This is a genomic window from Agromyces mariniharenae (genome assembly GCF_008122505.1).
In the GTDB taxonomy this organism is placed as follows: domain Bacteria; phylum Actinomycetota; class Actinomycetes; order Actinomycetales; family Microbacteriaceae; genus Agromyces; species Agromyces mariniharenae.
Genome location: NZ_VSSB01000001.1, coordinates 2,333,203 through 2,355,572, shown reverse-complemented (window position 1 = coordinate 2,355,572; position 22,370 = coordinate 2,333,203). Strand labels below are relative to the sequence as shown.

Annotated in this window: 13 protein-coding genes; 11 read left to right on the top strand and 2 right to left on the bottom strand. The window is 71.5% G+C overall.

Annotation, left to right across the window (positions count from 1 at the left end; all coding sequences use genetic code 11):
* Positions 1-96: 96 nt before the first annotated feature.
* The 8 genes from FYC51_RS10815 to FYC51_RS10780 all read left to right on the top strand — a co-directional run bounded on the left by FYC51_RS10815 (position 97) and on the right by FYC51_RS10780 (position 10,691).
* Positions 97-804 carry a FadR/GntR family transcriptional regulator gene (locus FYC51_RS10815; RefSeq protein ID WP_148733536.1) on the top strand — a complete coding sequence of 236 codons (708 nt, stop codon included), beginning with the start codon at positions 97-99 and terminating at the stop codon, positions 802-804.
* A gap of 164 nt (positions 805-968) precedes the next feature.
* Complete coding sequence (locus FYC51_RS19925) at positions 969-1,847, top strand: NAD(P)-dependent oxidoreductase (RefSeq protein WP_148733535.1); 879 nt, start codon at positions 969-971, stop codon at positions 1,845-1,847.
* Positions 1,848-1,898: 51 nt separating this feature from the next.
* A complete protein-coding gene (locus FYC51_RS10805; protein ID WP_148733534.1) occupies positions 1,899-3,200 on the top strand; it encodes an MFS transporter in 1,302 nt (433 codons plus the stop codon).
* A 44-nt stretch (positions 3,201-3,244) separates the two neighbouring features.
* Positions 3,245-4,120, top strand: a complete 876-nt coding sequence (locus tag FYC51_RS10800; protein WP_148733533.1) for a transketolase — start codon at positions 3,245-3,247, stop codon at positions 4,118-4,120.
* Positions 4,117-5,124, top strand: coding sequence for a transketolase family protein (locus FYC51_RS10795; RefSeq protein ID WP_148733532.1), 1,008 nt, complete (start codon positions 4,117-4,119; stop codon positions 5,122-5,124). The genes FYC51_RS10800 and FYC51_RS10795 overlap by 4 nt, the downstream gene beginning before the upstream one ends.
* Positions 5,121-6,434, top strand: a complete 1,314-nt coding sequence (locus FYC51_RS10790; protein WP_148733531.1) for a four-carbon acid sugar kinase family protein — start codon at positions 5,121-5,123, stop codon at positions 6,432-6,434. Before FYC51_RS10795 ends, FYC51_RS10790 begins: the two co-directional genes overlap by 4 nt.
* A gap of 103 nt (positions 6,435-6,537) precedes the next feature.
* Positions 6,538-7,848, top strand: a complete 1,311-nt coding sequence (locus FYC51_RS10785) for an MFS transporter (RefSeq protein ID WP_148734259.1) — start codon at positions 6,538-6,540, stop codon at positions 7,846-7,848.
* Between the two features lie 89 nt (positions 7,849-7,937).
* Complete coding sequence (locus FYC51_RS10780) at positions 7,938-10,691, top strand: cation-translocating P-type ATPase (protein WP_148733530.1); 2,754 nt, start codon at positions 7,938-7,940, stop codon at positions 10,689-10,691.
* 3 nt (positions 10,692-10,694) lie between these two features.
* Here FYC51_RS10780 and FYC51_RS10775 read toward each other — a convergent pair whose 3' ends face one another.
* On the bottom strand, positions 10,695-13,802 hold the full coding sequence (locus FYC51_RS10775; RefSeq protein WP_238476302.1) for a DEAD/DEAH box helicase: 3,108 nt from the start codon (positions 13,800-13,802) through the stop codon (positions 10,695-10,697).
* Between the two features lie 227 nt (positions 13,803-14,029).
* On the opposite strand from FYC51_RS10775, the gene FYC51_RS10770 reads away from it, so the two are divergent.
* Both FYC51_RS10770 and FYC51_RS10765 read left to right on the top strand, forming a co-directional pair.
* A complete protein-coding gene (locus tag FYC51_RS10770; protein WP_222863235.1) occupies positions 14,030-17,227 on the top strand; it encodes a M14 family metallopeptidase in 3,198 nt (1,065 codons plus the stop codon).
* A 268-nt stretch (positions 17,228-17,495) separates the two neighbouring features.
* The gene (locus FYC51_RS10765; protein ID WP_148733529.1) at positions 17,496-20,627 is read left to right on the top strand and encodes a M14 family metallopeptidase; all 3,132 of its coding nucleotides are present in this window, start codon (positions 17,496-17,498) and stop codon (positions 20,625-20,627) included.
* Between the two features lie 67 nt (positions 20,628-20,694).
* On the opposite strand, the gene FYC51_RS10760 is transcribed toward FYC51_RS10765, so the two are convergent.
* Complete coding sequence (locus FYC51_RS10760) at positions 20,695-21,396, bottom strand: hemerythrin domain-containing protein (protein WP_148733528.1); 702 nt, start codon at positions 21,394-21,396, stop codon at positions 20,695-20,697.
* A gap of 115 nt (positions 21,397-21,511) precedes the next feature.
* Here FYC51_RS10760 and FYC51_RS10755 point away from each other — a divergent pair, with 115 nt between their 5' ends.
* Positions 21,512-22,333 carry an MOSC domain-containing protein gene (locus FYC51_RS10755; protein ID WP_148733527.1) on the top strand — a complete coding sequence of 274 codons (822 nt, stop codon included), beginning with the start codon at positions 21,512-21,514 and terminating at the stop codon, positions 22,331-22,333.
* Positions 22,334-22,370: the final 37 nt, after the last annotated feature.

Here is a 22,370-nt window from a genome sequence, read left to right as displayed (position 1 = left end):
CCGACGGCCGCGCGCGGCACCTCGAACGAATCTCCAGCCTGCTCCCGTAGCATGGACGCGAATGGTTGGACCTTTCATGGGGGAGATGGAGACGGCATGGCCACGGCATCGCTCGAGTCGATCGTGAGCGAGCTCATGCGCCTTGCGACGCCGGAGCCCGGCACGACCGCGCGACGCCTACCGCCCGAGCGGGAACTCGGCGAGGCGCTCAACATGAGCCGCGGCGCGCTCCGTGAGCAGCTCTCGGTGCTCGAGCTGCTGGGCTTCCTCCACCGCACGCAGGGCCGAGGCACCTACATCGACACTCCCGGCGACGACTTCGTGCGCAGCTATTTCACGATCTCCCGGCAGCTCGGCTACCTCAACGACCAGCAGTTCGCCGACGCACGCGTGCTCCTCGAGGAGTCCATCGCCGAGCAGGCCGCCCGGGTCGCCTCCGACGAGCAGGTCGAGGCCCTTCGGGCCGATGTCGACGCCATGATCGCCGCCACGAAGGCCGGCGACCACGAGGCCGCGTTCGAAGCCGACGTGCGCTTCCACTCCCGGCTCAACGGCATCGTCGACAACCCGATCTTCCGGCTGATGCACGAGGGCTTCAGCCACGTGCTCCGCGAGACCATCCGCTATCGCCGGCTCCAGGCGGTGCGGGTCGAGCCGGTCGACGAGCACGGGGTGCGGCGCACCGACGCCGTGCACTACGACGTCGTCGACGCGCTCGAAGCACGCGATCCCGATGCCGCACGAGCAGCCATGCGCGAGCACTTCGAGAACTGGCTGCAGCTCCACATCGAACCGGTGCGCTGACGCCCACGCGGTGCGAAGGCTCCGCTCGCCCACGTGCCACATTGGTTGAACCAATTGTTGACATCACGTCGCGGGTGTGCCTATCATCGACGCAGAACGGATTGGTAGAACCAATCAGGGCCGGCTGACCGGCCCGCGATCCGGACCAAAGGAGCTTCGACACCATGACCGAGCACATCGCCTTCGTCGGCATCGGGGCCATCGGGCTCCCGATGGCCGTCCGCCTCCACGAGGCCGGCGCCGACGTCACGGGTGTCGACCCCTTCCCCGCAGCCCACGAGCGCGCCGCCGCCGCCGGCATCCGCGCCGTCGCGAGCATCGCCGACGTCGCCGACGCCGCGACCGTGATCGTCATGGTCGCCACCCCCGACCAGCTCGCCGAGCTCGTCGACGCCGCGCTCGCGGCCGGCACCACCGCCGGCCAGACCTGGGTGGTCATGAGCACGGTCGGCCCCGCCGCCGTCGTCGAGCAGGGCGACCGGCTCGAGCGGGCGGGCGCCCGCGTGGTCGACGCGCCCGTGACCGGCGGCGTCGCCCGCGCCCGCACGGGCGAGCTCACGATGTTCCTGTCCGGCACGCCCGCCGACGCCGACCGCATCGTCCCGGTGCTCGCGCCGCTCGGCACGGTGAAGGTCGTGGGCCCCTCGCTCGGCGACGGGCAGGCGATCAAGGTGGTCAACCAGCACCTCTGCGCCGTGCACATCGTCGCCGCGGCCGAGGCACTCGCCCTGGCCGAGTCGCTCGGGCTCGACGCCGCACAGGTGCTCCCGCTCGTCGAGTCGGGCGCCGCCGCGTCCTGGATGCTGTCCGACCGCGGCCCGCGGATGCTCGGCGACACCGACGTCGAGGTCACCAGCCAGATCAACATCTTCGTCAAGGACTCCGGCCTCGTCGCCGACGCCGCTCGCGGCGCGGGCGCCGAGACTCCACTGCTCGACGCGGCCCGCACGCGCTACCTCGCCGCGGCCGACGCCGGCCTCGGCGCACGCGACGACTCCCGCGTCATCGAGACCTACACCCGGGCCGCCGCGCTCACGCGATAACCCACCATCCGCAACACCCGACCTGCAGCATCCGTTCAAGGAGGAACACCCATGACCAGCACGGCCGAGCGCCCGCCCGCCACCACGGTGCAGCGCGACAATCCCCTGAAGGTCTCCATCGCGTCGATGATCGGCACCGCGGTGGAGAGCTACGACTTCTTCATCTACGGCACCGCCGCGGCCGCCTACTTCGGCACCGCGTTCTTCGCCGCCGACACCCCGCTGATCGGCATCCTGGCCTCATTCGCGACGCTCGCGATCGGGTTCTTCTTCCGCCCCCTCGGCGGCTACCTCGCCGGGCACTTCGGCGACCGCGTCGGCCGCAAGACCATCCTCATCGCCGCGCTCGCCATCATGGGCGTCGCGACCTTCCTCATCGGTGTGCTGCCCACCTACGCGACGGTGGGCGTCCTCGCGCCGATCCTCCTCATCGTGCTGCGGGCCGTGCAGGGCATCGGCTACGGCGCGGAGTGGGGCGGCGCCGTGCTCATGACCGTCGAGCACGCGCCGAAGGCGCGCCGCGGATTCTTCGGCAGTGTCACGCAGATCGGCATCCCCGCGGGCCTCCTGCTGGCGAACGGCACCTTCCTGCTGTCGGCGGCGATCTTCGAGGGCGACTGGGTGTGGCGCGTGCCGTTCCTCCTCTCGATCGTGATGGTCGCCATCGGCCTCTGGATCCGCCTCGGCATCACCGAGTCCCCCGACTTCGAGAAGATGAAGGCCGCCGGCGAGATCCACAAGCGCCCGGCCGTGGAGGTCCTGAAGCGCGACTGGCGTTCGGTGCTCCGCATCATCGGCCTCCGCCTCGCCGAGACCGGCGGCTACTACATCACCACGAGCTTCGTGATCTCCTACGTCGTGCTCGCCGGCATCACCGAGACCCAGTACGTGCTCTACGGCACGATCATCGGCTCCGCGCTCGGCCTCGTGAGCCACCTGCTCTACGGCGCCCTCAGCGACAGGATCGGTCGCAAGCGCGTGTTCCTCATCGGCTCGGTGTTCACGATCCTGTTCGCGTTCCCGATGTTCCTGCTCATCAACACGGGCGCCGTCGTGATGGTGATCGTCGCCGTCGCGATGAGCCTCCTCTTCAGCCACGACCCGATCTTCGCGGTCGAGGCGTCCTGGTTCTCCGAGCTGTTCGACCGCAACGTGCGCGCCTCGGGCATCTCGCTCGGCTACAACGGCGCCTCGATCGTCGCCGGCCTCCTGCCCTTCCTCGCGACGGCGATGTACGGCTGGATCGGCTGGGTCGGTCCCGCGCTGATCTTCATGGCGCTCGGCGTGATCTCGACCGTGGTCGCCGTGATCACGAGGGAGACCGCACCGATCAAGACCGGCGAGCTCGGCTGAGCCGCGGCATCCGTCACCACCCCCACCACCACGGGAGCAACACCATGACCGACAACGCGACCGCCGTTCGCACCGACCGGGTGACCGCCGTGCGCGACGCCGCCTACCGGATCCGGCACCACGTGCTCGACATGGGCGAGGTGCAGGGCCAGGGCTACGTGGGCCAGGCCCTCGGCGTGGCCGACCTGCTCGCCGTGACCTACCGCGACCAGCTCCGCTACCGGGCCGACGACCCGCACTGGGGCGAACGCGACCGGTTCCTGCTCTCCACGGGGCACTACGCCATCGGCCTCTACGCAGCCCTCGCCGAGGCGGGCGTGATCCCGGTCGAAGAGCTCGAGACCTACGGGTCGGATGACTCGCGGTTGCCGATGTCGGGCATGGCGAGCTACACGCCCGGCATGGAGATCTCGGGCGGGTCGCTCGGCCACGGCCTCGCGGTGGCGGTGGGGGTGGCGCTGGGGCTGCGGCTCCAGGCCAACCCGGCGCGCGTGTTCACCTTCGTCTCCGACGGCGAGCTCGACGAGGGCTCGACGTGGGAGGCCGCGATGGGCGCCCACCACCACCGGCTGGGCAACCTCATCGTGATGGTCGACATGAACGCGCTGCAGGCCGACGGGAAGACCGAGACGGTGCTCGGCATCGAGCCGGCCCACGACAAGTGGGCGTCCTTCGGATGGTTCACCCAGCGCGTCGACGGCAACGACGTCGAGGCGCTCCTCGACGCGTTCGACCGCGCCGCGGCGCACGCCGCACCGGAGGGCACGCCCTCGGTCATCCTCTGCGACACGAGGATCGGCCGGGGGGTGCCGCTCCTCGAGCAGCGCGAGAAGGCGCACTTCATGCGCATCGACGAGCACGAGTGGCAGGCCTGCCGCGACCAACTGACCGCCGGTTACGCAGGGAGCGTGAACGCATGAGCACCGTGAAGGACGGCGCCGTCACCGCGCCCCGCCTGAAGACCTCGGCGATGATCGCCTCGTTCGCCGATCCCGGGCAGAAGACCGCGCCGGCCCCGTTCGGGCGCGCGCTCGCCGCCCTCGCCGAGACCGACCCGCGCATCGTCGGCCTCTCGGCCGACCTCTCGAAGTACACCGACATGCACGTGTTCGCGAAGGCCCACCCCGACCGGTTCTTCCAGGTCGGCATGGCCGAGCAGCTGCTGTTCGGCGCGGCCGCGGGCATGGCCGAGACCGGCCTCGTGCCGTTCGCGTCGACGTACTCGGTGTTCGCCGCGCGTCGGGCCTACGACTTCATCTGCCTCGACATCGCCGAGCCCAACCTCAACGTCAACATCGTCGGCGGCCTGCCCGGCCTCACCACCGGGTACGGCCCGAGCCACCAGGCGACCGAGGACGTCGCCATCTTCCGCGGCATGCCGAACCTCACGATCGTCGACCCGTGCGACTCGGTCGACCTCGAACAGGCCGTGCCGCAGCTGGCGGCGCACGCGGGGCCGACCTACCTGCGCCTGCTGCGCGGCAACGTGCCCACCGTGCTCGACGAGTACGACTACACGTTCGAGCTGGGCAGGGCCAAGGTCGTGCGCCCCGGCAACGACGTCGTGTTCGTCTCGAGCGGCCTCATGACCATGCGGGCGCTGCAGGCGGCCGAGGCCCTCGCCGCGCACAAGGTCGACGTCGCCGTGGTGCATGCGCCGACGCTCAAGCCCTTCGACGAGGCCACCGTGCTCGCCGAGCTGGACACCCCGCGGCTCGCCGTGACGCTCGAGAACCACACCGTCGTCGGCGGACTCTTCGAGACCGTCGCCTCGGCGCTCGTGCGCCGCGGCCTCACCCGCCGGGTCGTGCCCATCGGCCTGCCCGACGCGTTCCTCGACGCCGGCGCCCTGCCGACCCTGCACGACCGCTACGGCCTCTCGAAGGCCGCGATCGTCGAGCGCGTGCTGGAGGAGCTCCGATGAAGCTCATCGTGCTCGACGACGACCCCACCGGCACGCAGTCGGCGACGGGCGTGGAGGTCCTGCTCGACTGGGACGCCGAGGTGCTCACGCAGTCGCTGCGGCGCGCCGACAGCGTCTACCTGCTCACCAACACCCGCGCCATGCACGAGCCCGACGCGATCGCGCTCCTGCAGCGCATCCGGAGCGAGCGGGATGCCGCGGCCGACGCGCTCGGCGAGCCGGTGCACGTCGTGCTCCGCGGCGACTCGACCCTGCGCGGCCACGTCTTCCCCGAGACCGCCGTCTTCACGGGGCCCGACGACGTGATCCTGTTCGTCCCGGCCTTCCCCGACGGCGGACGCACGACCGTCGACGGCACGCACTACGTGCGGGTCGGCGACCGGGCGATCCCCGCCCACGAGAGCGAGTACGCCGACGACCCGGTGTTCCCGTTCCGCTCCGCGGTGCTCACCGAGTACGTCGCCGAGAAGACCGGGCGCGAGGGCGTGCGCGTGCCGCTGGGCGACGTGCGCTCGGGCGGCCCCGACCTGCTCGCCGCCCTCGTGGGCGCGGCGCCCGGCACCGTGGTCGTGCCCGACGCCGAGACCGACGACGACATCCGGGCGATCGCCTCGGCGGTGCGCGCCGCATGGGCGTCGGGCGTCGTCGTCGTCGTGCGGTCGGCCTCCCCGCTCGCTGCGGAGCTCGCCGGCGTGGCGAGCACGGGCCTGCTGCCGAGCCCGCTGCGCCGCGATCCCGCCCCGACGCTGCTCGTCTGCGGATCGCACACGATCGGCGCCACGCGACAGCTCGAGCCGGTCGAGCGGGACTTCGGCGCGGCATCCGTGGTCGACACCGGCCGCGCGCTCGCCGACCCCGCGGCCGAGGGCGAACGGGTGGCGAACGCCGCCGCGGTGGCCGCGGCCGTGCACGGGCTCGCCGTCGTGGCATCCGCCCGCCAGCGCGACCGCGCGCACAACACGCTCGACCACGGCGAGCGCGTGATGACCGCGCTCACGAGCGCGACCGCACGCCTGCGCGACTCGGTCGACGTGGTCGTGTCGAAGGGCGGCATCACCTCGGCCGAGATCGCGCGCGTCGGCCTCGGCGCCAGCACCGCGACCGTGCTCGGCCAGGTGCTGCCGGGCGTCTCGGCCTGGCGGGTCGTCACTCCCGAGGGCGAGGAGAAGCTCTACATCGTCGTGCCCGGCAACGTCGGCGACCCCTCCACGCTCGTCGACGTGCTCGCGGCGGTCGGCGTGCGGGCACCGCGCGTCGGCGAGGCGCCGGAGCCCTCCACAGCCCCCGAGCTCTCCGCCTCGGAGCGCTGACCACCCCGACTAGGCTGGAACGGCGGCGCGCGGATGCCGCCGCGGCACCGATCCCCCTGAAGGCCCAGTGACGATTCTCCCCACCCCCGCGCGCCCGTGGCGCATGTGGCTGGTGTGGACCGTCGGCGTGGCCGCCTACGTGCTCTCGGTCACGAACCGCACGTCCCTCTCGTCGGTCGGCGTCGACGCCGCCGTCAGGTTCGACGCGGATGCCTCGGCGCTGTCGATGTTCGCGGTCATCCAGCTCGCCGTGTACGGCGCGATGCAGATCCCCGTGGGCCTGCTCCTCGACCGGTTCGGCGCCCGGCCGATCGTGACGGCCGGCATGGTGCTCATGGCGCTCGGGCAGCTCGTGATGGCCTTCGCCACCGACGTCGGCATCGGCATCCTCGCCCGCGTGCTCATCGGCGCCGGCGACGCGGCCGTCTTCCCGAGCGTGCTGCGCCTGATCGCGGTGTGGTTCCCCGACCGGCAGGCGCCTGTGCTCGTGCAGTTCACCGGGCTCGTCGGGCAGTTCGGGCAGATCATCTCGATCCTCCCGCTCGCCGCGCTGCTGCATGCGACCTCGTGGACCATCGCGTTCGGCAGCCTCGCCGGGCTCGGGGTGCTGTTCTCGATCCTCACGTTCGCGATCATCCGCAACCACCCGCCCGATCGGAACGCCGACGTCGCGGTCGACACCGAGACCGGCGCCATCCGCGTCGTGACGAGCGCGGCCGACCTGCGCGAGGGCTTCCGCGAGTCGTGGGCGCACCCCGCGACGCGGCTCGCGTTCTGGTCGCACTTCGCGACGCCGTTCGCCGGCACCGCGTTCGTCATGCTGTGGGGCTTCCCGTTCCTCACCGCCGGCGAGGGCCTGTCGCCCGCCGTCGCGTCGCTCGTCGTCACGTCGTTCGTGATCTTCGGCATCCTCGTCGGTCCGGTCATCGGCGCCCTGTCGAGCCGGCACCCCATGCGCCGATCGCGCATGCTCGTGCTGCCGACGATCGCGATCCAGGCGGTGGCGTGGCTCGCCGTCATCCTCTGGCCGGGGCCCGCCCCCCTCCTGCTCCTGTTCCTGCTCGCGGCCGCCCTCGGCACCGGCGGTCCGGCGTCGATGATCGCGTTCGACCACGCGCGCACGTTCAACCCGAGCCACCGTCTCAGCACCGCGACCGGCATCGTGAACGGCGGCGGTTTCCTCGCCGGCCTCCTCGCGATCCTGTTCATCGGCATCGCCATGGACGCGCAGGGCGCCGGCACGCCCGCGACCTACTCGCTCGAGGCGTTCCGCCTCGCGTTCCTCACGCAGGTGCCGCTCTGGGCGCTCGGCGCGGGCATGGTCATCTGGGAGCGCAAGCGCACCCGCGTGCACATCGGGCTCGACGAGCCGCGCTCGCGCCGCCGCGACCGCTGGGGCCGATTCGGGCGCTGACGGTTCGGATTCCCCCGTTCGGACTCTCCCACTCGTCGCTGCTTCGGCATTACTCTGGCCACAGTCGGCACGACGTCCCTGGGGGTCTTGTGAGCATCGAAGTCCAGAGCACCACGACCGAGGCGGAGGATCACGGCGTCGAATGGTGGGCCCTCGCGCCCGACACCGCCGTGACCGAGGCGAAGACCGACGGGGCGCGCGGCTTGGCCGCGGCCGAGGTCGAGAAGCGGCGCGCCGAGGTCGGCCTGAACGCCCTGCAGAGCGCTCCACCGCCGAGCGTGTGGCGGATCGCGCTGAGCCAGGTGCTCGAGCTCATGACGCTCATGCTCATCGCGGTGACGATCGTGTCGCTGCTCATCCAGCAGTTCACGACGGCGATCATCGTGGCGATCCTCGTGCTGTTCAACGTCATCACGGGCACGCGCCAGGAGGTGAAGGCGCGGCGCAGCGTCGACGCGCTCGCCAAGCTGCAGACGCCCCAGGCCCGCGTCGTGCGCGACGGGAGCCTGTCGCAGGTCGATGCCACCCAGCTCGTGCCGGGCGACATCGTGGAGCTCGAGTCCGGCGACCTGGTGCCGGCAGACGGTCGCATCCTGCGGTCGGCGAACCTCGAGACGCAGGAGTCCGCCCTCACCGGCGAGTCGCTGCCGATCCCGAAGGGCCCGGCCGAGAACGCACCCGACACGGCGCTCGCCGACCGCACGTCGATGGTCTTCCAGAACACGTCGGTCACGCGCGGGACCGCCCGCATCGTCGTGGTCGAGACGGGCATGCGCACCCAGATGGGCCGCATCGCCTCGCTGCTCACGCAGGTCGGCGACAAGAAGTCGCCGCTCCAGCTCGAGCTCGACAGCCTGACGAAGGTGCTCGGCATCATCGCGTGGAGCGCGGTGCTCGTGATCGTGCTCATCGGCTTCGCACGCGGACAGAGCCTCGACGAGCTGCTGTTCCTCGCGACAGCCGTGGCGATCTCCGCGATCCCGACCGGCCTGCCCGTGTTCGTGCAGAGCCTGCTCGCGTGGGGCGCCTCGAAGCTCGCGAAGGAGCGGGCGATCGTGGCGTCGCTCAACGACGTCGAGACACTCGGCGCGACGAGCGCCATCTGCTCCGACAAGACCGGCACCCTCACGCTCAACCAGATGACGGTGCGCACCGCGTGGGCGGGCGGCAACACCTACCGGGTCACGGGCGAGGGGTACTCGTTCGACGGACGCGTGCTCGGCACGACGGACGAGCCGCTCGACGCGCCGACGCTCGGGCTCGCGATCGGACTGCCGAACGACGCGACGGTCTCGACCGAGGGCGACGTGGTCGGCGACCCGACGGAGGCCGCGCTCATCGTGCTCGCCGCGAAGCTCGGCGTCGACGCCGACGACGCCCGCCGCGAGTACCCGCGGCTGGCCGAGGTGCCGTTCGACTCCGACTACAAGTTCATGGCGACGCTGCAGCGGATCCCCGTCCGCGGCGAGAAGCGGCTGGTGCTGCTCGTGAAGGGCGCGCCCGACGTGGTGCTCAAGCGGTGCACGACCATGCTCGGCGAGGACCGCGAGATCGTGCCCGTCGCCGCCGACTCGGCGACCGCCGAACTCGAGCGCCTCTCGGCGACCGGCCTGCGCACCCTCGCCTTCGCGGCTCGCTTCGTCGACGACGCCGACGAGGGACGGATCGCCGCCGATCCGATGTCGTGGGTCGAGGAGCTCGTGCTCATCGGGATCGTCGGCATCGTCGACCCGCTGCGCCCCGAGGCCAAGGCGGCCGTCGAGGTCGCACACGCCGCCGGCATCGACGTGCGCATGATCACCGGTGACCACGCCGTCACGGCGGGCGCCATCGGTGCGGAGCTCGGGCTCGGCGCGGGCGCGGTGAGCGGCGCCGACCTCAAGCAGATGAGCGACGAGGAGCTGTCGCGCCGACTCCCCGACCTGCACGTGTTCGGTCGCGTCACGCCCGACGACAAGCTGCGGCTCGTCGGCCTGCTCCAGGCGAAGGGGAACATCGTCGCCATGACGGGCGACGCCGTGAACGACGCGGCCGCGATCAAGCAGGCGAACATCGGCGTGGCCATGGGATCGGGCTCGGAGGTCACGAAGCAGGCGGCGAAGCTCGTGCTCACCGACGACAACTTCGCGACGCTCGTGCACGCGGTCGAGCTCGGCCGCATCGTGTACTCGAAGATCACGGCGTACCTCCGCTTCCAGATGACGCAGCTGCTCAGCCTGATCATGCTGTTCCTCGCCGCGAGCGCATTCTCGATCGCCGAGGGCGTCGCGCTCTTCCCGGCGCAGGTGCTGTTCATCAACTTCTTCGTGGCGCTGTTCGCCGTGCTCGCGATCGCCGCCGACGCGAACCCGCCCGGCATCATGAACCACCCGCCGCGCGATCCGAGGATCGGCGTCGTGAACCCGGTGTCGCTCGTCGAGTGGCTCGTCTACGGCGCGGTCATCTTCCTCATCGCGCTGGTCCCGCTCGTGTGGGGACCCGACGAGCCGAGCCCGAGCGAGCCGACGGCGTCGATGACCATGGCCTACGTCGTGCTCGGGCTCGCCACGGTGCTGAGCGCGCTGCTCATGCGTCGCACGCCCGAGTCGGGCCTGCTCCCGCCGATCTGGGCGGTGACGAAGATCCTCATCTGGCCGGTCGTGCTCATCGTGGCGTCGACGGAGGTCGGGCTGCTGCAGCGAGCGCTCGGCACGGTGTCGCTCACGGGCTGGCAGTGGCTGGAGTGCATCGGGCTGACGCTGATCCTGCTCGTCGTGGTCGAGGGAGACAAGTGGATCCGCCGGCGCCGGGCGGCGAGCCGTCAGCCGGGACGGAGGGTCGCGCCGACGGCCGTCGCGCGCTGACCCTCACCCCTCGAGCAGCTGCCGCAGGTCGTCGGCCGTGAGCGTCTCGGCCGCGCGCAGGCCGGCGCCCCGCCGGCCTGCGGGGCCCGACGCGACGCCCGCATCGCCGCCACGCGAGCTCGCGGCATCCGCCCAGGCGTCGAGGATCGACGCGACCAGCTCGCCCTTGCGCGCCTTCAGCGCCATGACCTTCTCCTCGATGGTGCCCTGCGCGACGAGCCGGTAGACCATGACCTGCTTCGCCTGGCCGATGCGGTGGGCGCGGTCGACGGCCTGGGACTCGCTCGCCGGATTCCACCACGGGTCGAGCAGGAACACGTAGTCGGCCTCGGTGAGGTTGAGGCCGAACCCGCCCGCCTTCAGGCTGATGAGGAACACGGATGCCTCGCCGGCGCGGAACCGCGCGATCTCGGCGTCGCGGCGTCGCACCGGCGTCGACCCGTCGAGGTACGCGGAGGGGATGCCCGCGGCATCCAGTCGAGCCCTCGCGCGCCCGAGGAACGAGGTGAACTGGCTGAACACGAGCGCCCGATGCCCCTCCGCGAGCACGTCGTCGAGCTGCTCGAACAGCGCGTCGAGCTTGGCCGACGGGTAGCCGGCGTACCGCTCCTCGTCGATGAGCGCGGCGTCGAGCGCGAGCATGCGCAGCAAGGTGAGCGAGCGGTAGACGATGAATCGCTGGCGGTCGAGGTCGTCGACGAGGCCGAGGAGCTTCTGCCGCTCGCGCTGCAGGGTCGCGTCGTAGAGGCGCCGGTGCGCGGGCGCGAGCTCGACGGCGAGCACCTGCTCCTGCTTCGGCGGCAGCTCGGGCGCGACCAGCTCCTTCGTGCGGCGCAGGATGAGCGGGCGGATGCGGCGGCGCAGCCGCTCGCGCCGCTCGACGTTGCCGTCCTGCTCGATCGGGCGGCGGTAGGTCTCGTCGAACGCGCGCCGCGACGGGAACAGGCCGGGCGCGACGATCCGCAGGATCGCCCACAGGTCGCCCACGTGGTTCTCGATCGGCGTGCCGGTCATGGCGAGCCGGAACGGCGCACGGATGCCGCGGGCGGCGTCGTGCACCTTCGTCGCGGAGTTTTTCACGAACTGCGCCTCGTCGAGCAGGAGCCCGCCCCACTCGAGCGCGGCGAACGCTGCGGCCTCGAGCCGCAGCACCGCGTAGGTCGTGACCACGACGTCGGCGGATGCCGCGGCCTCCGCGATGCGGCCGCGACGCCGCGCCTCGGTCGAGGTGACCGTGGCGACCCGGAGGTCGGGCGTGAAGCGCGCCGCCTCGCGCATCCAGTTCGACGCGACCGACGTGGGGACGACGACGAGGAACGAGGGTGCGACCACCGCGTTGCGCGCGTGCTGCATGAGCGCGAGCGCCTGCACCGTCTTGCCGAGCCCCATATCGTCGGCGAGGACGCCGCCGAGCCGGTTCGCCCACAGGAACGCCAGCCACCGGAACCCCGCGAGCTGGTACGGCCGCAACGGCAGCGCGAGCCCCTCGGGCGGTGCCAGTTCCTCGACGCCCCCGTGCGAGAGCCCCTCGACGATGCGACGCCAGGCGACCGCGGGTTCGGCCTCGTGCGCGAGGTCCTCGAAGTCGGCCCAGAGTCCCATGCGACTGCGGTGGATGGGGAGCGTGCCGGTCTCCCATTCGGCGACCGTGCCGGCCTCCTCGATGAGCTCGCGGAGCGGATCGAACAGGGGATCCGCGAGCGAGAGGTACGTCTTGTCGACGAGCAGCAGGCGGCGCTGGCCCTTCGCGAGCGCGGTGAAGAGCCGCTGGAACGGCACGGGTCGACCGTCGACGGTGAGCTGCACGCCGAGGTCGAACCAGTCGGCCTTCTGCGACTCGACGGCCGTGATCCGCAGGCGCGGCTCGCCTTCGGCACGGCGGTAGTCGGGCCGGATGCCGCGCACGTCGATGCGCAGCGCACCGCGCTCGGCCAGGCGCTCGAGTCGCGGCATCCGCTCGACCGTGAACTCGGCGGCGTCGGCGCCGCGCAGGAGCACCGCCTCGAGCGGCACCCAGCCGAGCACGTCGGCGACCCGGGCGAGCAGGTCGTCGTCGAGGTCGGGGTCGGCGGCGGAGGCGGCCACGGACGCGTCGACCGGGGTCGCGCGCCCGTCGGCGTGCTCCCACCGCCACGCGAGCCGCAGCACGTCGCCGGGCTCGTGCCGCGCGTCGAGCACGAGCGTCGCGGGCGGCGGCGCCGGCGGCGCGAAGCTGTCGTCGCGGCTCACGATCGCGATCGACCGCGCGAGCCGGTGGACGTGCGCCCGCAGGAACTCGGGGACCTCCGCGGCGGGCACTCGCACGTGGCGGCCGTCGTCGAGCGCGGCGGACTCGGCAGGCCCGAGCGGCGCCGCCAGGGGCGCGAGCTCGAGCACCCCGGCGTCGAAGTCGAAGCGGTAGAGGCCGTGGCCGCCGATCCGGCGCACGTGCTGCACCGGGCGAGCGTCCGCGGCCTCGTCGCCGAGGCGCACGATCGGCTCGAGCACGAGGTCGCCGTCGTCGCCGATCGTCGCGTCGAGCGCCACGGATGCCGCGTCGTGCACGACGACCGCGGGCGTCGCCGTCGATCCGGCGAGCGCGATGCCGAGCCGTCGCGCCTCGGCGAGCAGCGCCCAGAGCAGGGGGCTCTCGAACTCGTCGAGCGCGATCCACTCGGACCCGGAGGGCTGGTACACCGCGGTCGAGCCGCCCTTCAGCAGCGCGAACTGCCCGAACCATCGCGACTGCGCGTGGTCGAATCCGCCGGCGCTCGCCTGGTAGGCGATGTTCTGCCACGTGAGCCCGGCCTTGACCCAGCGACCCCGCGCGCCGGCGGTGACCGGGCGCACCGCGAGCCGGTCGACGGATGCCGCGCGCCGGGCGGGCTCGTCGCGGCGCCCCTGCCACTCCCCGGGCCGTCGGGGCACGTCGCGGCGCAGCTCGAACTGCATCGCGAGGGGGCGCGGAGCGGCGGTCGGTCGGGCGTCGCGCGAAGTCCGCGACGCGGCATCCTTCTCGTCGGACGCCGCCGGCAGACCCGAGGGCGCAGCCGTGAGCGAGGCGATCGCGCGACGCCAGTCGTGCGGCCGTTCGCCGCGCGCGCCGGGGCGGGAGGCGGGCTCGGCGGGCATGCACCCATGCTCGCACGCGGCGCCGACACCGCGGCCGGAAGGGGCAGGGCCTCGCGGCGGCGACTCAGGGGCTCGGGTCCCCGATTCGGCGAATGTTCTCCGCAACGGGTTGACCCGCACCCGAGCCGGGGACCAAGATGAGGATCGTTCGTGTCGCGGCGAACCTCCGCGAGCGGACGGCCGGGTGATCACCCCGGCGAAGACGCATCGCGCACAAGGGGGTACGCATGTTCCGTCAGCTCGCCGTCGCCACCGCAGCGGCATTGGTCATCTCGGGGGTCGGCGCCGCGCCGGCCATGGCGAGTCCACCGTCATCCGACCTGCCGGATACCGTCGGCGTCGGCGTGTACGAGGCCACGGTCGATGAGCAGGGCCTCGCGACGATCGCCGAGCTCGGCGTCGACCGCGCCGAGGGCGAGCTCCGGGTCGAGCCGGCCGAGGACGGCACGTTCGCCGTGCAGGTCGTCCTGCCGGCCGTGCAGGCCGAGCAGGTCCGGAAGCAGGGCATCGACCTGCAGCCCGTGGTCGACGAGGGAGCGGCCGACCAGCGGATGCGCTCGTTCTCCGCTGAGGCGGTTCCCGAGGGCGTGTTCCGCACCTACCTCGGCGAGGGGGGCATCGCGGAGGAGCTCGCGGCCCAGGCGGCCGCGTATCCCGACATCGCCGAGCTCGTCACGTTCGGCACGACGTGGGAGGGCACCGAGATGCAGGCCGTCCGCGTGACGCGCAACCCCGGCAAGGTCGCCGAGGGCAGCCGTCCGACGACGGTGTTCCTCGCAGCGCAGCACGCGCGCGAGTGGATCACGCCCGAGATGGTGCGACGCCTGCTGAACGAGGTGCTGACGTCGTACGGGAGCGACCGCGAGATCACCGATCTCGTGAGGAACACGGAGATGTGGTTCATTCCCGTCGCGAACCCCGACGGATACGACTTCACGTTCGAGGTGCCCCCGACATCGGATGACACCGGCACCCGGATGTGGCGAAAGAACCTGCGCGACAACAACGAGAACGGCGAGCTCGACGGCGGCGACGGCGTCGACCTGAACCGCAACTCGCCGACGCGCTGGGGCTACGACAACGAGGGTTCGTCGCCGAACCCCGTCAGCCTCACCTACCGTGGTCCGTCGCCGGGCTCCGAGCCGGAGTCGGAGGCCATCGACGCGCTGTTCGGCAAGATCACGCCCGAGTTCTTCATCAACTACCACTCGGCCGCCGAGCTCCTGCTGCACGGCATCGGCTGGCAGGTCGCGACCCCGTCGCCCGATGACGTGATCTACGAGGCGATGGTCGGCGACGACGCGCACCCGGCCGTGCCCGGGTACGACCCCGACATCTCGGCGGAGCTCTACACGACGAACGGCGACATCGACTCCCACATGCAGGAGGCGCACGGGACGCTCGGCTTCACCCCCGAGATGTCGACCTGCCTCGTGGCGGTGGGATCGGATCCCGAGGACGACTGGACGGAGGAGGACTGCGCGGACAACCTGCAGGGCTTCGACTTCCCCGACGACGAGGAACTGATCCAGGCGGAGTTCGAGAAGAACATCCCGTTCGCCCTGGCCGTCGCGCAGTCGGCGCTCGACCCCGACGACCCGGTCTCGGTGGTCGGACGTGACGCCGAGGACTTCCGCGTCGACAGCTTCACGGTGTCGTACGGCGACCCGCAGACGGTGGCCGTCACCGCGAAGCGCGCGCTCACGTCGAAGAAGCTGCTCTACTCGATCAACGGCGCCCGTGCCGTCGAGGCGACCGTCTCCGAGTGGGACGGCGGCGAGCGCTACGGCTTCGAGAACGACGACTACTACGCGGAGTATCGCGGTGTCGTGAACGGCGCCGAGCCCGGCGACACGGTCGAGGTGTGGTTCTCGGGTCGGGCATCCGGGAAGGACGTCCCCAACGGCGAGAAGGCCGGACCCCGCGAGAGCGCGCACTTCACCTACGAGGTCGCGCAGGACACGGACCGTTCGGTGCTCATCCTCGCGAACGAGGACTACACGGGGTACAACCCCGAACCGGCGCCGCGCAACGACGGCCTGAAGTACCTCGACGAGCGCGTCGAGGCGCTCGCGGCGAACGGCGTGACGGCGGACGTCTGGGACGTGGACGCGCAGGGCGTGCCCCATGACCTCGGCGTGCTCGGCCACTACGACGCGGTGCTCTGGTACCTCGGCGACAACCGGTTGACGCAGGACCAGGAGGACGTCGTCACCTCGTACTTCGGCACGCCGCTGCCCAACCTGGCCGTCGCGGAGCGCCAGCAGTACCTCACGCTCGCGGTCCGCGACTACCTCAACGAGGGCGGCAAGGTCGCGTACGACGGCGAGACGACGGCGTACTACGGCCTCGGCGCCAGCAACTTCGGCGGCATCTGGTACGGACTCGACGGTGCGCCCGAAGAGGACTGCGTCGTCACGGCCGACCCGTTCTCCGACTGCCTCCTGCTCGCGGACGACTTCACCCAGTACTGGATGGGGGCGTACGGCCGGCAGAACTCCGGGGCGGAATCGGGCACCGAGGGCATCGCGCCTCCGCTCGACGGCATCACGGTCGAGTTCGGAAGCAACGCTGAGCTCGACAACGACGTCAACGAGGCGGGCGCGTTCGTCGTGACGAGCGACGTGCTCCCGGTCGACGAGTTCCCGCAGTTCGCGAGCGAGGGCGCCGCCGAGTACCCCGACCCGTTCGCGGCGGTCGAGGGTGACTGGGCTGCGGCGGCCGGCCACGTGGACGACGGCTACCAGCGGCTCGGTCGCACGTACGACCTGACGAACCTGGACGCGACCGACCTGCCGGCCTTCGCGGCCCAGATCGCCTTCGACACCGAGGAGGGCTACGACAACGTCATCGTCGAGGCGCGTGCGGTCGGAACCGACGACTGGACCACGTTGCCGGAGGCCGGCGGCGCGACCAGCTCGGACGTCCCGACGGAGTGCGAGGCGGGCTTCCTCCTCGACCTCCACCCGTGGCTGCTGAACTACCTCACTCCGGGCAACCCGTGCGCCGCTTCCGGCGACACGGGCGACTGGAACGCCCTGACCGGCTCCACGCTCTGGATTCCGGTCTCGTACGACCTCAGTGCGTACGCGGGCGGCCAGGTTGAGGTCGTGGTGAGCTACGTGACCGACCCGGCGACGGGCGGCCTCGGCGCCATCATCGACGACACGAAGCTGGTCACCACGGGCGGCGAGTCGCAGCAGGAGGGCTTCGAGCAGGGCCTCGGCGCCTGGCAGGTGCTCGGCTCCCCCGAGGGCAGCCCGGAGAACCTCTCCGACTGGGAGCGCTCGGACGGCCTCGCGGAGCTCGCGTCCGTGACCGCCACGGAGGACACGCTGCTCTTCGGCTTCGGCCTCGAGCAGCTGGCCACCGACGCCGAGCGCGAAGCGGTCATGGGCCGCATCCTGGCCCACTTCGGGATCTGATCGAAGGGAGCAGGTGATCGGATGCCGCGTCGGGTTCGCCCGGCGCGGCATCCGTCGTCTGCGGGGTCGCGACGAGCGACCGTGACGAGGGAGTCGCGCCATCCAAACGTGAGAAACCCTCGGAAATGCCTTGACGCCGAGGGCGCGGCTCGGCAGGCTGGCTCCTAGGGTCCGCAGTGAGCACCAGAGGCGTGACGGACATTGGGGAACCCGAGACGATGACGTCACACACCCGCGCTCTGGCCGAGACGGACCGAAGGAGTCCCTCATGGCCGGATCTCGCTCCACTGCTTCCAAGCGCCTCGTGGTCGGCGTCGCCGCGCTCGCCGTGGCCTTCTCGATGCTGGGTCCCGTCGGCGCGAGCGCCGTCGGCGACGACGAGGGCGCACTCGACGTGTACACCGCGGACGTGACCGCCGCCGAGGCGGCCGACCTCGCCGCCGCCGGCATCGAGATCGCCGACAGCAGGTACACCGACACCGGCGTCAGCGTCGACGTGGTGCTCACCGCGGAGGAGGCGAAGGGCCTCCAGGAGCGTGGCCTCGACGTCGCGGTCAAGAAGAACAAGGACGGAAAGTCCGCCCGGCAGTTGGCGGCCGAGCAGGCCGCGTCGGGCTTCGAGGTGTTCCGGTCGTGGGACGAGCCCGGCGGCATCCGAGACGAGCTGTACCAGCTCGCCGCCGACAACCCGCAGCTGGTGAAGCTCGTGGTGCTCGGCGAGACCCACCAGGGTCGCGAGCTCATCGCCCTGAAGCTCACCCAGGGCGCCCAGGGCATCGCGGACGGGTCCCGCCCGGCGGTGCTGCACAGCTCGACGCAGCACGCCCGCGAGTGGATCTCGACCGAGGTGAACCGGCGGCTGCTGACCTGGTACATCGACCAGTGGCGCGCGAACAACATCGAGGTCAGGGACCTCCTGCAGAACAACGAGCTCTGGTTCCTCGTCGTGGCCAACCCCGACGGATACCAGTACACGTTCGACACCGAGCGGCTGTGGCGCAAGAACCTGCGCGACAACGACGGCGACGGCCAGGTCACCCGGGCCGACGGCGTCGACCCCAACCGCAACTACCCCGAGCACTTCGGCTACGACGAGGAGGGCTCGTCGTCGGTGATCTCGAGCGACACCTACCGCGGACCGGCGGCCGGATCCGAGCCCGAGACGCAGGCCATGATGGCGCTGTTCGACCGGGCCGACTTCTCGTTCCAGATCAACTGGCACTCGTTCGGGCAGTGGCTGCTGTACGCCGAGGGCTGGCAGACGGGCACGCCGACCGCGGATGACCCGATCTACTTCGCACTGTCGGGCAACCGAGACAACCCGGCCATCCCCGACTTCGAGCCGGGCCTGTCGTCCGACGTGCTCTACGTGACGAACGGCGAGACCACCGACTTCGCCCACGCCCAGCGGGGAACGCTCGCCTGGACGCCGGAGCTCGGCGAAGGCATTCCCGGTTCGATGTTCGTGTTCCCCGACGATGAGGAACTCGTGCAGGCCGAGTTCGAACGCGTGCTGCCGTATGCGCTCGACGTGGCGAAGTCCGCGGCCGACCCCGAGAACCCGGTCTCGCACCTGGGCCTCGAGACGAAGCCGTTCTACCTGAAGAGCGACGACACGTACAAGTACGGGCTGCCGCTGGCGAACTTCACGTTCGACTATTCCTACGGCGACCCGCAGGAGGTGCGCGTCATCGCGAAGCGCAGCCTGGGCGACGTGACCCTGAAGTACTCCATCGACGGCGCTCCGGCGGTCAGCGCAGCCACCGAGGAGTGGACGGGCGGTGACCGCTACGGCGGCCAGACGGGCGTCTACTACCGCGTCGTGAGCGGACTCGTCACCGGCACCGAGCCCGGCGACACCGTCGAGGTCTGGTTCGAGGGCGGCGGCGCGACGAGCGAGTCGTTCACCTACCAGGCCGTCGAGGAGTCGACCGATGACGTGCTCATCGTCGCGGCGGAGGACTACACGGGCGCCTCGCCGGTGCAGCGCCGCGGACCGAACTACCTCGGGTTCTACGAGGACGCGCTCGACGCGAACGGCACCGGGTTCGACGTGTACGACGTCGACGCGCGCGGCCGCATCGCCTCGGATGCGCTCGGCGTGCTCTCGCACTACGACGCCGTGATCTGGTACACGGGCGAGGACATCATCACCCGAGAACCCGGCTGGGCGGGCGGCAACGCCTCACGGCTGGCACTGGACCAGATCCTCGAGGTGCGCGACTTCCTCAACGAGGGCGGCGAGGTGCTCTACACCGGGAAGTACGCCGGCACGCAGTACAACCCCGGCTTCGTCAACCTCCAGTTCTACGACCCGACCGAGGCGAACGCGCAGTGCCATGCCGATCCTGCGGTCGAGGCGCGATGCCGGCTGCTCGGTGGGTCGGGCGACCTGACGAACGACACCCTGCAGTACTGGCTCGGTGCGTTCCTCGTCGTCAACGACGCGGGGACGGCCTTCAACGCCAATGGAAAGGTCCAGGGCCTCCTGGACGTGCTCGGCGTCGACACGCCGTTCACCGGCCTCGATTGGGGCTTCAACGGTGGCCAGAGCGCGAAGAACCAGGACCACAGCAACTCGTTCATCACCACGAGCGGCATCCTCGACCCGGCGCAGTACCCGCAGTTCGAGAGCTGGGTCGCCGGCAGGTGGGACCGTGCGGGCGGACCGTTCGAGCCGCACACCGGCGACGCCTACGTCTACTCGCAGATCGCCGACGTGTCGTACAAGCGCCTGACGCGCACGATCGACGTGCCCGCGGGCGGCGCCGAGCTGTCGTTCTGGACGTCGTACGACACCGAGGCCGAGTGGGACCACGTGGCCGTCGAGGCCCGAACGGCCGGAGGCGACGACTGGACGACGCTGCCCGACCTCAACGGGAACACCACCCAAAGCACCGGGCAGAGCTGCCCGGCCGGCTGGCGCGAGCTGCACCCGCAGCTCGACCACTACCAGACGTTCGTCGACGAGACGTCGTGCGACGCGACCGGCACCACCGGCGCGTGGAACGCGGCATCCGGAAGCTCGGGCGGCTGGCAGCAGTGGAGCGTCGACCTGTCGGACTACGCCGGCGGCCAGGTCGAGGTCTCGATCGCGTACATCAGCGACTGGGCCACCCAGGGGCTGGGCGTGTTCGTCGACGACATCGCGGTGTCGACCGGCGAAGGCACGACGTCGTTCGAGGGCGGCGACACCGGCGGCTGGGAGGTCACGGGCCCGCCCGAGGGCAGCGCCCCGAACGCGAACACCTTCGTCTTCACGACGGCCGCCGGGTTCCCCGAGGCCGCGGTGGTGGCGACGCCGCATTCGCTGACGACGGGCTTCGGGTTCGAGGGCATCACGGGCGCCGACCTGCGCGCCGAGTGGATGGGCCGCGCATTGGAGCACCTGCTCGACTGACGGAACGGAGTGCAGCCACGGATGCCGCGTCGGGATCACTCCCGGCGCGGCATCCGCGTGCGCGGCGCTACGCCTTCACGAGCGCCGTGCGGTGCGCCTCGTACTTCGGCCGCCCGAACCATCGCCAGAGGAGGCGCACCGGCGGCGGCAGGTGCTTGCGCTGCCACTCGGCCCCGCCGTCGGGCTGCGCGGCGAGGATCGCGCCGAGCTGCAGGAACGCCTTGCCCTTCGGCGTCGACTTGCGGCCGTGCTCCGAGAGCGCGTCGACCTCGGACTGCGTGATCACCGTCTCCATGACCGGAACGATGTTCGCCTCCTCGTCGGGCAGGTGCGCGGCGAGCGCGGCATTGATGCCGTCGAGCGCGGCGAGCACGTCCTCGGCATCCGCCGATCGCCCGCTCGTCCGCCAGGCCGGCAGCGCGTCGTCCATCGCCGTGAGGTGCACGAGCAGGGCGGCGTGCTGCTGCTTCATGCGCTCGATGTGCGCGGCGCACGACGGCGCGCGCTGCTCGAGCGGATCCCAGAGCATGGTGTCCTCGCCCTCGTGGTGCGCGTGCAGCCCGACGGAGAGCATGTCGAGGTGGTCGCCGACGAGGTCGGCCTGCGCCGCGTCGCCCTCGGGCACGGCCTCCACGAGCATCCGCCCCTCGCCGAACCCCGCGCGGAACATTCGGTGGATGTCCGCCATTCCGCTCGCGTCGCAGGTCTTCACGGGCGGGCCGGATGCCGCGGGTCGGTCTCCGCTCGAGGGCAGCGCGGTCGCTGGCATGTCGGCTCCGTTCGTCGTCGAAGGGATGCGGTCGAACGCGACGATACGAGCACGCGGATGCCACGACAAGTCCCCGATTCTCGGCACACCGCGCGACGCCCGGTACCGTGATCGGATGCAGGTCACGCGCGTCCGCGTCCACCCCGTGAAGTCGTTCGCGGGCAATGACGTGCGCTCGGCCGTGGTCGAGCCGTGGGGGCTCGCGGCCGACCGTCGCTGGGGCGTCGTCGACGCGGCATCCGGCGCCGTGGTCACCGCGCGCGAGCGCAACGGGCTGCTCGCGCTCCGCGCCGAGCCGCTGTCCGGCGGCGGGGTGCTGCTCGACGACGGCCGGGGCGATCCGCTGCTGGTCGACCCGCCCGTCGACGCTGCGCCGATCCCGGTGGGCTTCACGCGCCAGGGCACCGCGCTGCCCGCGGGCGACGAGGCCGATGAGTGGCTCGCCGCCCGCATCGGCGTGGGCGTGCGCCTCGTGTGGCAGCCCGACCCGACGGTGCGCACCGTGAACCCGTCGCACGGCGGCCTGCCCGGCGAACGCGTGACGCTCGCCGACGTGGCCCCGCTGCTGCTCACGAGCGAGGCGTCGCTCGCGCAGCTCGACGCGTGGACCGGGGAGGAGGTCGCGCCCCTCGACATGCTGCGATTCCGCCCGAACATCGTCATCGACGGCGAGGTGCCGTTCGCCGAGGACGCCTGGCCGTACGTCGACCTCGGCGACGTGCGCTTCCGCGTGACGGCGGTGTGCGACCGGTGCGTCATGACGACGATCGACCCCACGACGCTCGTGCGCGGTCCCGAGCCCGTCCGCACGCTCGCGAAGCACCGCAAGTGGGACGGGAAGACCTGGTTCGGCATCCTGCTCGTGCCCCGGCTCGACGACGGCGGCCCTGCCCTCATCCGCGTCGGCGACCCGGTGCGCCCCGTTCCGGGGGTCTGAACGGCCCGGGAACCCGCGGCGTCGCTCCTCGACATCG